Below are 14,010 nucleotides of genomic sequence, written 5' to 3' on the forward strand. Positions count from 1 at the left end.
TAAGGCCGTGGCCTTAACCCTTGGCCTGTTCGACGACCTCGACCAGGGTCCAGGCCTTCTTCTTGGACAGCGGACGGCATTCCTGAATGGATACCGTATCGCCGGCCTTAGCCTGATTGGTCTCGTCGTGGGCGTGCAGCTTGGTGGAGCGCTTAACGTATTTGCCGTAGATCGGGTGGCGCTCACGACGCTCGATCATGACGACGATGGACTTGTCCATCTTGTCGCTCACCACCTTGCCGGTGAGCGTACGGGCTTTTTTCTCTTCGGCCATCTCAGACACCTGCCTTCTCGTTGAGCACAGTCTTCACGCGGGCGATATCCCGACGAACCTGCTTGAGCAGATGAGTCTGGCTCAGTTGGCCGGTGGCCTTCTGCATGCGCAGGTTGAACTGCTCGCGGAGGAGTTCGAGGAGCTGCTCCTGGAGCTGCTCGGCGGACTTTTCACGAATTTCCTGGGCTTTCATCACATCACCGTCCGTTTCACAAAGGTGGTGGAGACCGGGAACTTCTGAGCGGCCAGAGCGAAGGCTTCGCGTGCCAGCTCTTCAGAAACACCTTCGATCTCGTAAAGGACACGACCGGGCTGGATCTGAGCGACCCAGTACTCGACGGAGCCCTTACCTTTACCCATCCGGACTTCCAGAGGCTTCTTGGAAATCGGCTTATCCGGGAAGACGCGGATCCAGATCTTGCCGCCACGTTTGACGTGACGAGTGATCGCACGACGACCAGCTTCGATCTGACGGGCGGTGACGCGGCCGCGGCCGGTGGCCTTCAGGCCGAATTCGCCGAAGCTCACTTTGCTTCCGCGATGCGCCAGGCCACGGTTGCGGCCCTTTTGCACCTTGCGGAATTTTGTACGCTTGGGTTGTAACATCGAATCGCTCTCCCCTTACCTGGAACCTTTCTTCTTGGAGGGCGCTGCCTGGCTTTGCTTAGCCTTGGCGCGGACCTCTTCGATGCCCCCGAGGATTTCACCCTTGAAGACCCAGACCTTGACACCGATGATGCCGTAGGTGGTCTTGGCTTCGTAGGTGGCGTAATCGATGTCCGCACGCAGGGTATGCAGCGGAACACGACCTTCGCGGTACCACTCGGTGCGGGCAATTTCCGCGCCGCCGAGGCGACCGGAGAGCTGCACCTTGATGCCGCCGGCGCCCAGACGCATGGCGTTCTGGACAGCGCGCTTCATGGCGCGACGGAACATGACGCGGCGCTCAAGCTGACCGGCAATGTTCTGCGCGACGAGCTGGGCATCCAGCTCAGGCTTGCGAACTTCCTCGATGTTGACGTGAACGGGCACGCCCATCATCTCGGTGACGTCGCGACGCAGGCGATCGACATCTTCGCCCTTCTTGCCAATCACGATGCCCGGACGGGCAGTGTGAATGGTGATGCGTGCGTTGTTCGCGGGACGCTCGATGGTGATCTTGCTGACAGAGGCGTTCTTCAAACGCTCTTCCAGGAAGCTACGAACCGCGAGGTCGTTGTTCAGCTTGTCGGCATAGGCGCCGCGCTCGGCGTACCAGACAGAGGTATGGTCTTTGACGATACCCAGTCGGATGCCTGTCGGATTGACTTTCTGACCCATCTGGTCGACTCCTACTTCTCGGCTACCTTGACGGTGATGTGGCAAGTGCGCTTCAGAATGCGATCCGCACGGCCCTTGGCGCGCGGACGGATGCGCTTGAGCGTCATGCCCTCATCGACGCAGATGGTCGAGACACGCAGCTCGTCGATGTCCATGCCGTTATTTTCTTCCGCATTCGCGATGGCGGACTGCAGCACCTTCTTGACCAGCTTGGCCGCCTTCTTCGGGGAGAAGGTCAGCAGGTCGAGTGCTTCGGCGACAGGCTTACCGCGCACCTGATCAGCCACCAAACGGGCCTTCTGGGCGGATAAACTGGCGCCACGCAGCTTTGCTGTGACTTCCATCTCTTAATCCTCTCTGGCTTACCGTTTGGCTTTCTTGTCCGCCGCATGGCCGCGATAGGTGCGGGTAGCAGCGAATTCGCCCAGCTTGTGGCCAACCATTTCCTCGGAAACATGCACCGGGACGTGTTGGCGACCGTTATGGACTGCAATGGTGAGCCCGACCATGTTGGGCAGGACCATTGAACGACGCGACCAGGTCTTGATCGGTTTGCGATCGTTCTTTTCCGCTGCAGTCTCAACCTTTTTCAGCAGATGAAGGTCGACGAAAGGACCTTTCTTCAGTGAACGTGGCACAGCCGTTACCTCTTAATGTCTTGGCGTGGGATCTTAACCGCGAGCCTTACGGCGGCGGACGATCAGCTTGTCGGTGCGCTTGTTCTTGCGGGTCTTGTATCCCTTGGTGGGCATACCCCACGGGGACACCGGATGACGACCACCGCTGGTGCGGCCTTCACCACCACCGTGCGGGTGATCCACCGGGTTCATCGCGACACCGCGAACGGTCGGGCGCACACCTCTCCAGCGCTTCGCACCGGCCTTGCCAAGTTGACGCAGGCTGTGCTCGGAATTGCTCACCTCACCCAGGGTCGCGCGGCACTCTGACAGCACCTTGCGCATTTCGCCGGAGCGAAGACGCAGAGTGGCGTAGTTACCTTCACGAGCCACCAGCTGGGCGCTGGTACCGGCGCTGCGTGCAATCTGAGCACCCTTGCCAGGCTTCAGTTCGATGCAGTGCACCGTGGAACCCAGCGGGATGTTGCGCAGCGGCAGTGCGTTACCCTTCTTGATCGGCGCATTGACGCCGGACTCGAGGCGGTCACCAGCACTCACGCCCTTGGGGGCAATGATGTAACGACGCTCACCGTCGAGGTACTTCAGCAGTGCGATGTGGGCGCTGCGGTTCGGGTCATGCTCCAGACGCTCAACAATGGCTGGAACGCCATCCTTGGTGCGCTTGAAGTCAATGATCCGGTAATGGTTGCGATGACCACCGCCAACGTGGCGAGTAGTGATGCGACCATTGTTGTTACGACCACCGGACTTGGACTGCTTTTCGAGCAGCGGCGCGTAGGCGCGGCCCTTGTACAGCTCTTCACCAACAATCTTGACGACGTGGCGACGACCGGCGGATGTGGGTTTTGTCTTGACGATTGCCATGATCCGTACTCCTGCCTTTACTCGGCGCCAGAGAAGTCTTCAAGCGTCTCGCCGGCGGCCAGTGTCACGTACGCCTTGCGATAACCCTTGCGCATACCAACACCATGCGCGGTGCGCTTGGTCTTGCCCTTCACGTTCAGCACAGAAACGCGATCGACTTTCTTGCCGAACAGCTGCTGAACGGCAGCCTTGATCTCGGGCTTGGTTGCGTCACTCGCCACCTTGAACACGTACTGGTTACGCTCGGCGGCCATGGCGGCCTTCTCGGTCACGTGGGGACCAAGCAGAACCTTGAATACACGCTCCTGGTTCATGCCAGCTTCTCCTCAAATTTGCGCAGTGCGGAGACGGTAGCCAGGACCTTGTCGAAGGCGACCAGGCTGACCGGGTCGGCGGCGGCGACGTCCACTACATCCACGTTGGGGATGTTGCGGGCGGCCAGGTACAGGTTCTCGTCAACTTCTTCGGTGACGATCAGCACCTTTTCCAGGCCCAGGTCGGAAAGCTTGGCGACCAGCTGCTTGGTTTTCGGTGACTCGACAGAAAAGGCGTCAACGGCAACAAGGCGTTCCTGACGGACCAGCTCGGACAGAATCGAGCGCATGGCCGCACGGTACATCTTGCGGTTGACCTTCTGGGAGTGGTCCTGCGGACGAGCCGCGAAGGTCACACCACCGGTGCGCCAGATCGGCGAACGGATGGTACCGGCGCGAGCGCGACCGGTGCCCTTCTGGCGCCACGGCTTCTTGCCGCCGCCACGGACGTCGGAACGGTTCTTCTGGGCGCGGGTACCCTGGCGACCACCAGCCAGATAGGCAGTGACGACCTGATGCACGAGCGCTTCGTTGAATTCTTTGCCAAAGGTAGCGTCGGACAGTTCAACAGTCCCAGCGCTTGCACCTGCAAGATTCAGATTCATTGGAAAGTTCCCCTTCAGCCAGCTTTGACGGCGCTGCGCACGATGACATCACTGCCAGTAGCGCCAGGAACGGCACCTTTGATCAGCAGCAAGTTGCGCTCGGCATCGACACGGACGATTTCCAGGCTCTGAACGGTGCAACGTGCGTTGCCCATCTGGCCGGCCATCTTCTTGCCCTTGAATACGCGACCCGGGGTCTGGCACATGCCGATAGAACCGGGGGCACGGTGGGACAGAGAGTTACCGTGGCTGTTGTCCTGGGTACGGAAGTTCCAGCGCTTAACAGCGCCCTGGAAGCCCTTACCCTTGGAAGTGCCGGTCACGTCAACGCTTTGACCAGCTTCGAAGAGGGATACGGTGAGTTCGCCGCCCACTTCAGGAGCGTCTTCGCCTTCAGTCAGACGAAACTCCATCAGAGAACGACCAGCCTCAACACCTGCCTTGGCGTACAGGCCAGCTTGGGCCTTGGACAGATGCTTGGCTTTGCGGGAGCCGGTTGTCACCTGAACCGCAGCGTAGCCGTCGGATTCGACAGACTTCACGCAGGTCACGCGGTTGGGCTCAACCTCGATAACGGTCACGGGCACAGATGCGCCGTCTTCGGTAAAGACACGGGTCATACCGGCCTTTCTACCGACCAAACCGATAGTCATGCTTAGTCTCCTATAGTGTACGGGGCTATCACCCGCTATGGCTGCCCTTTCCAGAGCATTCCACTAGCACGTTGTGTAACGCCATCCCGGCGTGGCGGCTGCTGAACCTCATCTTTCATATCGAGGAACGCTGGGCCGCGAGTGTCTAGTGATATCAGTCGAGCTTGATCTGCACGTCCACGCCAGCGGCGAGGTCGAGCTTCATCAGGGCGTCGACAGTCTTCTCGGTCGGCTCAACGATGTCGAGCACACGCTTGTGGGTACGAATCTCGTACTGATCACGGGCGTCCTTGTTCACGTGCGGGGAAACCAGCACAGTGTAACGCTCGCGATTAGTCGGCAGAGGAATCGGACCACGAACCTGGGCGCCGGTACGCTTGGCGGTATCAACGATTTCCGCAGCGGACTGGTCGATCAGGCGATGGTCGAAAGCCTTCAACCGAATGCGAATCTTCTGGTTCTGCATTTGCCCTAACTCCAATGGAACTTGACGGCGCGAGCCGTCAACCCACGCATTCAAAGGATGCGCATTATATGCGCCACGCCACCGAGAGTCAAACCCTCAATGACGATGCGCAGAAAAGGGGGCTCCTTGCGGAGCCCCCTTCGATGATCACCGGTCTAACTTAGACCAGGATCTTGGCCACGACGCCAGCGCCGACGGTACGGCCGCCTTCGCGGATGGCGAAGCGCAGACCTTCGTCCATGGCGATCGGGGCGATCAGGTTGACAGTCATCTGGACGTTGTCGCCCGGCATAACCATCTCAACGCCTTCCGGCAGTTCACAGGTACCAGTGATGTCAGTGGTACGGAAGTAGAACTGCGGACGGTAGCCTTTGAAGAACGGAGTGTGACGACCACCTTCGTCCTTGCTCAGCACGTACACTTCCGCCTCGAACTGAGTGTGCGGAGTGATGGTGCCCGGCTTGGCCAGAACCTGACCACGCTCGACTTCGTCACGCTTGGTACCACGCAGCAGGGCACCGACGTTCTCGCCTGCACGACCTTCGTCGAGCAGCTTACGGAACATCTCGACACCGGTAACGGTAGTCTTGGTGGTGTCCTTGATACCAACGATCTCGATCTCTTCGCCCGGCTTGACGATGCCGCGCTCAACACGACCGGTCACAACGGTACCGCGACCAGAGATGGAGAACACGTCTTCGATCGGCATCAGGAACGGCTGGTCGACAGCACGCTCCGGCTCAGGGATGTAAGCATCCAGGGCCTTGATCAGGTTGGCAACGGCGGTAGTACCCATGCCGTTGTCGTCCTTGCCTTCCAGAGCCATCAGGGCAGAGCCGGTGATGATCGGAGTGTCGTCGCCCGGGAAGTCGTACTCGGACAGAAGTTCACGAACTTCCATCTCGACCAGCTCGAGCAGCTCTTCGTCGTCGACCATGTCGGCCTTGTTCAGGAACACGACGATGAACGGAACGCCAACCTGGCGAGACAGCAGGATGTGCTCGCGAGTCTGCGGCATGGGGCCGTCAGCGGCGGAACAGACCAGGATAGCGCCGTCCATCTGGGCAGCACCGGTGATCATGTTCTTGACGTAGTCAGCGTGTCCCGGGCAGTCGACGTGAGCGTAGTGACGCTCCTCGGACTGATACTCGACGTGAGAGGTCGCGATGGTGATACCACGCTCACGCTCTTCCGGAGCGTTGTCGATGGTGTCGAACTCGCGCCAGTCACCGCCGAATACCTCGGCAGAAACGCGGGTCAGGGCCGCCGTCAGGGTAGTCTTACCGTGGTCGACGTGACCGATGGTGCCGACGTTGACGTGCGGTTTGGAACGTTCGAATTTTTCCTTAGCCACTGCTATGACCTCTTTCGTTAGCTAACGGTTAACCGTTCTGGTTGATGACGGCTTCAACGACGCTGGACGGCGCCTCTTCGTAGTCCGCAAACTCCATGGTGTAGCTTGCGCGGCCCTGGGTCTGAGAGCGCAGATCGGTTGCGTAACCGAACATCTCAGCCAGCGGCACGGTGGCGCGAATGACCTTACCAGAGGAAGAGTCATCCATACCCTGGACCAGGCCCCGACGGCGGTTCAGGTCGCCCATGACGTCACCCATGAATTCTTCAGGGGTCACGACCTCGACCTTCATCACCGGCTCGAGCAGAACTGCCTTGGCCTTGGGTGCGCCTTGCTTGATCGCCATGGAAGAGGCGACCTTGAACGCGGTCTCGTTGGAGTCCACGTCATGGTAGGAACCGTCGAACAGCGTCACCTTAACGTCGATCATCGGGTAGCCCGCGATGACACCGTTCTGGAGCTGCTCATAGGCCCCTTTCTCGACGGCCGGTACGTATTCCTTGGGAACCACACCGCCGACGATCTCGGAAGCGAACTTGAAGTGCATATCTTCGTCGTCGCCCTTGTCTTCGGCCGTCAACGGCTCGATACGCAGGTGTACGTGACCGTACTGACCGCGACCACCGGACTGACGAACGAACTTGCCTTCCTGCTCGACGCTCTGACGAATCGTCTCGCGATAGGCCACCTGCGGCTTACCGATGTTGGCTTCCACCTTGAACTCGCGACGCATGCGGTCAACGATGATGTCCAGGTGAAGCTCACCCATGCCGGAGATGATGGTCTGGCCAGTCTCTTCGTCGGTCTTGACCTGGAAGGACGGATCTTCCTGGGCCAGCTTGCCCAGTGCAATACCCATCTTTTCCTGATCAGCCTTGGACTTAGGCTCGACCGCGACAGAGATAACCGGATCCGGGAACTCCATGCGCTCGAGAACGATCTTGTCGTTCAGGTCGCACAGGGTGTCACCGGTGGTCACGTCCTTCAGGCCGATACAGGCGGCGATGTCGCCAGCCAGAACTTCCTTGATCTCCTCGCGAGAGTTGGAGTGCATCTGGACGATACGACCGACGCGCTCCTTCTTCTGCTTGACGGAGTTGTAGACGCTGTCACCGGACTTCAGCACGCCAGAGTAGACGCGAATGAAGGTCAGGGTACCAACGAAGGGGTCGGTCGCGATCTTGAACGCCAGCGCAGCGAACGGAGCGCTGTCGTCGGCTTCACGAGTCGCGATGGTGCCGTCCTTGTCGTCCAGCTCACCTTCGATCGCCTTGACCTCGGTGGGAGACGGCATGTACTCGATGACGCCATCGAGAACGGCCTGAACACCCTTGTTCTTGAACGCAGAACCACAGGTGACCAGCACGATCTCGTTGTCGAGAGTACGACGACGCAGACCAGCCTTGATCTCGTCGATGGTCAGCTCACCCTCTTCGAGGTACTTCTCCATCAGCTCTTCGGACGCCTCGGCGGCGGCCTCGACCATCTGCTCGCGATACTCTTCAGCGGTCTCCTGGAGCTCCGCCGGGATATCAACGAGGTCGTAGTTCATCCCGAAGTTGTCTTCATCCCACAGGATGGCCTTCATCTGGATGAGGTCGATAACGCCCTTGAACTCGTCCTCGGAGCCCCAGTTGATCTGGATCGGCACGACGTTGGCGCCAAGACGATCCTTCAGCTGGTTGACGACCATGAAGAAGTCAGCGCCGCTACGGTCCATCTTGTTGACGAACACCATGCGCGGAACTTCGTACTTGTTGGCCTGGCGCCAGACGGTCTCGGTCTGCGGCTGCACACCGGAGGAGCCACACAGCACGACGACGGCACCGTCAAGAACACGCAGGGAACGCTCGACTTCGATGGTGAAGTCAACGTGTCCAGGAGTGTCGATGATGTTGATGCGGTGCTCATCGAACTGCTTGTTCATGCCCTGCCAGAAGCAGGTAGTCGCCGCGGAGGTGATAGTGATACCACGCTCCTGCTCCTGCTCCATCCAGTCCATGGTGGCAGCGCCCTCATGGACCTCACCGACCTTGTGGGACAGACCGGTATAGAACAGGACACGCTCGGTAGTAGTCGTCTTACCGGCGTCGACGTGGGCCACGATACCGATATTGCGGTAACGCTTAAGCGGAGTCTTGCGAGCCACGATGTAACTCCCGTTGGTTGGCGATGCGCTTTAGAAGCGGTAGTGAGAGAAGGCCTTGTTGGCTTCTGCCATGCGATGCACGTCTTCACGCTTCTTGACTGCCGAACCCTTGCCTTCGGCTGCATCCAGCATTTCGCCAGCCAGACGCTGCACCATGGTCTTCTCGCCACGACGGCGAGCGGCGTCCACCAGCCAGCGCATGGCAAGCGCCTGGCGGCGGGACGGACGGACTTCGACCGGCACCTGATAGGTCGCACCGCCAACGCGGCGAGACTTCACCTCGACCATCGGCTGGATCGTTTCCAGCGCCTTGTCGAAGATCTCCAGCGGCTCTTCATTGGAACGCTCGGCAACCCTGTCCAGCGCACCATAGACGATACGCTCAGCTACGGACTTCTTGCCGCTGATCATCAGGTGGTTCATGAACTTGGCCAGACGCTCGGATCCGAACTTAGGATCCGGCAGAATCTCGCGCTTGGCCGCAACTCTTCTTCTAGGCATGATAAGCCCTCGGTTGAAGGGTCCTTCAGGTAAACCCGAGACACGCGATAGGCGGCTCGACCTTACTCTTATCAGACCGGGTCAATCTGGTAATGGAAGCGACGTAGCCCTTAGGACTTCGGACGCTTGGTACCGTACTTGGAACGGCCCTGCTTACGGTTCTGAACACCGGAGGTGTCGAGAGCGCCGCGAACGGTGTGATAACGCACACCCGGAAGGTCCTTTACTCGACCGCCACGGATCAGGACCACAGAGTGCTCCTGCAGGTTGTGGCCTTCACCGCCGATGTAAGAGGACACCTCGTAGCCGTTGGTCAGGCGCACACGGCAGACCTTCCGCAGTGCGGAGTTCGGCTTCTTCGGGGTGGTGGTGTAGACGCGGGTACAGACGCCGCGCTTCTGCGGGCAGGCCTGAAGCGCAGGCACGTCGGTCTTCGCGGCCTGGCGCTTGCGCGGCTTGCGCACGAGCTGATTAATCGTTGCCATAGCTGTTAGCTGACTCCAATGGGTTGCCTAAGCCTTTTCACAGTGGCGCGGATACACCCACCCCACTGTTAAAGGCTGCGCATTCTACTGGCTGATGCCAAGGCGCGTCAAGCCCGGAGCCGCAAAGGCTCCAGGCTTATGCCGACATCAGATCTCGTCGTCGTCCGAGTCCAGCGCGGTAAGCTGGGCACCCAGCTCCTGCTCGACATCGTACGCAGACGGCTGAAGCAGTCGCTCGGCGTCTTCACGCTTGCGGCGACGCTCCTCGTGATGGGTCAGACCGGTACCGGCCGGGATCAGACGTCCCACCACCACGTTTTCCTTCAGGCCGCGCAGATAGTCGCGCTTGCCGGTTACCGCCGCCTCGGTCAGCACGCGGGTTGTCTCCTGGAAGGAGGCCGCAGAGATGAACGACTCGGTGGCCAGGCTGGCCTTGGTGATACCCAGCAGCAGGCGCTGGTACTTGGCCTGGAACTTGTCCTTCGTCTGGAGCTCGCCATTTTGCTCCAGCACGCGGACCAGCTCGACCTGATCACCCGGGATGAAGTCGGAATCACCAGCATCAGTGATTTCGACCTTGCGCAGCATCTGACGCACGATCACTTCGATGTGCTTGTCGTTGATGCCAACGCCCTGCAGACGATAGACGTCCTGAACTTCGGCCACGATGTACTTGGCCAGTTCGGCGATGCCGAGCAGGCGCAGGATGTCATGGGGGTTGCTCGGACCGTCCGAGATCACCTCACCCTTCTCGACCGACTCACCCTCGAAGACGGCAATCTGACGCCACTTGGGAATCAGCATCTCGAAAGGATCGCCTTCGGACGGGGTGATCGTCAGGCGACGCTTACCCTTGGTTTCCTTGCCGAAGCTGATCACACCGCTGATTTCGGCCAGGATCGCCGGCTCTTTCGGCTTACGCGCCTCGAACAGGTCGGCCACGCGCGGCAGACCACCGGTGATGTCCTTGTTACCGGACGCTTCCACCGGGATACGAGCGACGATTTCACCCACGCCGATGGCTGAGCCATTGTCGACGGTGACGATGGCGTTACCAGGCAGCGGATACTGCACGGGCGTATCGCTACCGGTCACGGTCACCGGCTTGCCGCCAGCGTCATTGAGCATGATCATCGGGCGCTTGTCGCGACCTGCCATCGGGCGAGCGGCGGACTCGATGATTTCGATCGAGGACAGGCCGGTCATCTCATCGACGCTGCGGTGCATGGTCAGGCCTTCGTCCATGTCGACGTAGTGCACCTGACCTTCTGCCTCGGCCACGATCGGGTGAGTGTGCGGATCCCACTTGGCCACTGACTGGCCGGCATCCACTGCATCACCGTCACGTACCGACAGCTCAGCACCGTAGGGCAGCTTGTAGTACTCGCGCTCACGACCGTGCTCATCGGCTACCGCCAGGGCACTGGAGCGAGACACCACCACCAGCTTGCCGTCGGCGCGCTCAACATACTTGATGTTGTGCAGGCGGACCTTGCCACCGTGCTTGACCTGAACGCTATCCACCGCAGAGGCCCGCGAGGCGGCACCACCGATGTGGAAGGTACGCATGGTCAGCTGGGTACCAGGCTCACCGATGGACTGGGCGGCGATAACGCCGACCGACTCACCGATATTGACCTGATGACCGCGGGCCAGGTCACGACCGTAGCAGGAAGAACACACACCGTGACTGGTTTCACAGGTGATGGTGCTGCGCACGATGATCTCGTCGACGCCCATGGTATCGAGCTGGGCACACCAGGCCTCGTCCAACAGGGTGCCGCGCGGGATCAGCACTTCGTCGGTGCTCGGGTCGATGACGTCCTGGGCGACCACGCGGCCGAGTACACGCTGAGCCAGCGAGACGATGATGTCACCGCCTTCGATGACCGGGTGCAGGGTCAGGCCGTGCTCGGTACCACAGTCGGTCTCGGTGATGACCATGTCCTGCGCCACGTCGACCAGACGGCGTGTCAGGTAACCGGAGTTGGCCGTCTTGAGGGCCGTATCCGCCAGACCTTTACGTGCACCGTGGGTCGAGATGAAGTACTGCAGTACGTTCAGACCTTCACGGAAGTTGGCGACGATCGGGGTCTCGATGATCGAGCCGTCCGGCTTGGCCATCAGGCCACGCATACCCGCCAGCTGGCGGATCTGGGCGGCACTACCACGGGCACCGGAGTCGGCCATGATGAAGACGCTGTTGAAGGAGTCCTGTTCGACTTCCTTGCCTTCACGATCGACCACGGTCTCCTTGGAGATGCCCGCCATCATGGCCTTGGCCACCTGGTCGTTGGCACGCGCCCAGATATCGATGACCTTGTTGTACTTCTCGCCCGCGGTCACCAGACCGGAGGAGAACTGGTCCTCGATTTCCTTGACCTCTTCCTCAGCCGCCTCGACGATCTCGGCCTTGGCGTCCGGGATGACGAAGTCGTTGACGCCGATGGAGGCGCCGGACCAGGTCGCCAGACGGAAACCGGTGTACATCAGCTGGTCAGCAAAGATGACCGCTGCCTTGAGACCGGCACGGCGATACACTTCGTTGATCAGCTTGGAGATGGCCTTCTTCTTCATGGCCTGATCGACCAGGTCGAAGGGCACCCCTTCCGGCAGAATGCGGAACAGCAGCGCACGACCGACCGTGGTGTCACGCAGGCGACGGTGCTCGCTGCGCTCGCCGGTCTCCTCGTCGACATCCACTTCGTCCAGACGAACCTTGACGCGGGCGTGCAGCGATACACTCTGGGTGCCGAAGGCGCGCTCGACCTCGTTGAGGTCGGAGAACACCATGCCCTCGCCCTTGGCGTTGATGCGCTCACGGGTCATGTAGTACAGACCCAACACCACGTCCTGGGAAGGCACGATGATCGGCTCGCCGTTGGCCGGCGACAGCACGTTGTTGGTGGCCATCATCAGCGCACGCGCCTCGAGCTGGGCTTCCAGCGTCAGCGGTACGTGAACGGCCATCTGGTCACCGTCAAAGTCGGCGTTGTAAGCAGCACACACCAGCGGGTGGAGCTGGATCGCCTTACCTTCGATCAGCAGCGGCTCGAAGGCCTGGATGCCGAGACGGTGCAGGGTCGGCGCACGGTTCAGCAGCACCGGGTGCTCGCGAATGACGTCAGCGAGGATGTCCCACACTTCCGGCAGCTCGCGCTCGACCATCTTCTTGGCGGCCTTGATGGTGGACGCCTGGCCGCTTGCCTGCAGCTTGGAGTAGATGAACGGCTTGAACAGCTCCAGCGCCATCTTCTTGGGCAGACCGCACTGGTGCAGACGCAGGGTCGGACCCACGGTGATAACGGAACGACCGGAGTAGTCGACACGCTTACCCAGCAGGTTCTGACGGAAACGCCCCTGCTTACCCTTGATCATGTCGGCCAGCGACTTGAGCGGGCGCTTGTTGGAACCGGTGATGGCGCGACCGCGACGACCGTTGTCGAGCAGCGCATCCACGGACTCCTGCAGCATGCGCTTCTCGTTGCGCACGATGATGTCCGGCGCGTTGAGGTCGAGCAGACGCTTCAGGCGGTTGTTACGGTTGATCACGCGACGGTACAGATCGTTCAGATCCGAGGTCGCGAAGCGACCACCGTCCAGCGGCACCAGCGGACGCAGGTCCGGGGGCAGGACAGGCAGCACTTCCATCACCATCCACGCCGGGTCGTTGCCAGAGCCCTGGAAGGCTTCGAGCAGCTTGAGGCGCTTGGACAGTTTCTTGATCTTGGTCTCGGAATTGGTCTGCGGAATCTCTTCACGCAGGCGCTCGATCTCTTCCTCGAGATCGATATCCTTGAGCATGGCCTGGACGGCTTCGGCACCCATGCGGGCATCGAAGTCATCGCCGAATTCCTCGAGGGCCTCGAAATACTGCTCGTCGTTGAGCAGCTGGCCACGCTCGAGGGTGGTCATGCCGGGATCGACGACCATGAAGCTCTCGAAATAGAGCACACGCTCGATGTCACGCAGGGTCATGTCCATCAGCATGCCGATACGCGACGGCAGTGACTTCAAGAACCAGATGTGCGCGACAGGGCTTGCCAGCTCGATGTGCCCCATGCGCTCACGACGCACGGCGGCCTTGGTGACTTCAACGCCACACTTTTCGCAGATGATGCCGCGGTGCTTCATGCGCTTGTACTTGCCGCACAGGCACTCGTAGTCCTTCACCGGGCCAAAGATCTTGGCACAGAACAGGCCATCACGCTCGGGCTTGAACGTCCGATAGTTGATGGTCTCCGGCTTCTTGACCTCGCCAAAGGACCAGGAGCGGATCATGTCCGGCGACGCGAGCGTAATCTTGATCGCATCGAACTCGTCGGACTGAGACTGCGATTTGAGGACTTTCACCAAATCTTTCATTAGGTCGGCTCCGTTGCGGAGT

The 14,010-nt window shown here is 60.3% G+C and carries 16 protein-coding genes; all 16 read right to left on the reverse strand.

Going from position 1 to position 14,010, the window contains the following annotated elements; genetic code table 11:
* Positions 1–13: 13 nt before the first annotated feature.
* A complete protein-coding gene (gene rpsQ, locus JF545_RS17505) occupies positions 14–274 on the reverse strand; it encodes a 30S ribosomal protein S17 (RefSeq protein ID WP_045990852.1) in 261 nt (86 codons plus the stop codon).
* 1 nt (position 275) lies between these two features.
* Entirely contained in the window at positions 276–467 is a 192-nt protein-coding gene (gene rpmC, locus JF545_RS17510) for a 50S ribosomal protein L29 (RefSeq protein WP_035596360.1), read from the reverse strand.
* The gene (gene rplP / locus JF545_RS17515) at positions 467–880 is read right to left on the reverse strand and encodes a 50S ribosomal protein L16 (protein ID WP_045990854.1); all 414 of its coding nucleotides are present in this window, start codon (positions 878–880) and stop codon (positions 467–469) included. Before rplP ends, rpmC begins: the two co-directional genes overlap by 1 nt.
* Positions 881–895: 15 nt before the next feature.
* Positions 896–1,594 (reverse strand): 30S ribosomal protein S3, encoded by a 699-nt coding sequence (rpsC, locus tag JF545_RS17520; protein WP_045990855.1) that lies wholly within the window; start codon positions 1,592–1,594, stop codon positions 896–898.
* Between the two features lie 11 nt (positions 1,595–1,605).
* Positions 1,606–1,938 carry a 50S ribosomal protein L22 gene (gene rplV / locus JF545_RS17525; protein WP_016856415.1) on the reverse strand — a complete coding sequence of 111 codons (333 nt, stop codon included), beginning with the start codon at positions 1,936–1,938 and terminating at the stop codon, positions 1,606–1,608.
* An 18-nt stretch (positions 1,939–1,956) separates the two neighbouring features.
* Positions 1,957–2,232 (reverse strand): 30S ribosomal protein S19, encoded by a 276-nt coding sequence (rpsS, locus tag JF545_RS17530; protein ID WP_045990857.1) that lies wholly within the window; start codon positions 2,230–2,232, stop codon positions 1,957–1,959.
* Between the two features lie 33 nt (positions 2,233–2,265).
* Positions 2,266–3,096, reverse strand: a complete 831-nt coding sequence (rplB, locus tag JF545_RS17535; protein ID WP_206944200.1) for a 50S ribosomal protein L2 — start codon at positions 3,094–3,096, stop codon at positions 2,266–2,268.
* A 17-nt stretch (positions 3,097–3,113) separates the two neighbouring features.
* The gene (gene rplW / locus JF545_RS17540) at positions 3,114–3,410 is read right to left on the reverse strand and encodes a 50S ribosomal protein L23 (RefSeq protein ID WP_206944202.1); all 297 of its coding nucleotides are present in this window, start codon (positions 3,408–3,410) and stop codon (positions 3,114–3,116) included.
* On the reverse strand, positions 3,407–4,015 hold the full coding sequence (rplD, locus tag JF545_RS17545; protein WP_206944205.1) for a 50S ribosomal protein L4: 609 nt from the start codon (positions 4,013–4,015) through the stop codon (positions 3,407–3,409). The genes rplW and rplD overlap by 4 nt, the downstream gene beginning before the upstream one ends.
* Before the next feature lie 14 nt (positions 4,016–4,029).
* On the reverse strand, positions 4,030–4,668 hold the full coding sequence (gene rplC, locus JF545_RS17550) for a 50S ribosomal protein L3 (RefSeq protein WP_206944207.1): 639 nt from the start codon (positions 4,666–4,668) through the stop codon (positions 4,030–4,032).
* A 154-nt stretch (positions 4,669–4,822) separates the two neighbouring features.
* Positions 4,823–5,134 carry a 30S ribosomal protein S10 gene (gene rpsJ / locus JF545_RS17555; RefSeq protein WP_089848256.1) on the reverse strand — a complete coding sequence of 104 codons (312 nt, stop codon included), beginning with the start codon at positions 5,132–5,134 and terminating at the stop codon, positions 4,823–4,825.
* Positions 5,135–5,294: 160 nt separating this feature from the next.
* The gene (gene tuf / locus JF545_RS17560; protein WP_206944210.1) at positions 5,295–6,488 is read right to left on the reverse strand and encodes an elongation factor Tu; all 1,194 of its coding nucleotides are present in this window, start codon (positions 6,486–6,488) and stop codon (positions 5,295–5,297) included.
* A 28-nt stretch (positions 6,489–6,516) separates the two neighbouring features.
* Positions 6,517–8,637 (reverse strand): elongation factor G, encoded by a 2,121-nt coding sequence (fusA, locus tag JF545_RS17565; RefSeq protein WP_206944212.1) that lies wholly within the window; start codon positions 8,635–8,637, stop codon positions 6,517–6,519.
* 30 nt (positions 8,638–8,667) lie between these two features.
* The gene (gene rpsG, locus JF545_RS17570) at positions 8,668–9,138 is read right to left on the reverse strand and encodes a 30S ribosomal protein S7 (protein WP_023007554.1); all 471 of its coding nucleotides are present in this window, start codon (positions 9,136–9,138) and stop codon (positions 8,668–8,670) included.
* A 110-nt stretch (positions 9,139–9,248) separates the two neighbouring features.
* Entirely contained in the window at positions 9,249–9,623 is a 375-nt protein-coding gene (gene rpsL, locus JF545_RS17575) for a 30S ribosomal protein S12 (protein WP_206944213.1), read from the reverse strand.
* 147 nt (positions 9,624–9,770) lie between these two features.
* A complete protein-coding gene (gene rpoC, locus JF545_RS17580) occupies positions 9,771–13,988 on the reverse strand; it encodes a DNA-directed RNA polymerase subunit beta' (RefSeq protein WP_206944214.1) in 4,218 nt (1,405 codons plus the stop codon).
* Between the last annotated feature and the right edge of the window lie 22 nt (positions 13,989–14,010).

This window comes from Halomonas litopenaei, from assembly GCF_017303055.1.
Lineage (GTDB): Bacteria > Pseudomonadota > Gammaproteobacteria > Pseudomonadales > Halomonadaceae > Halomonas > Halomonas litopenaei_A.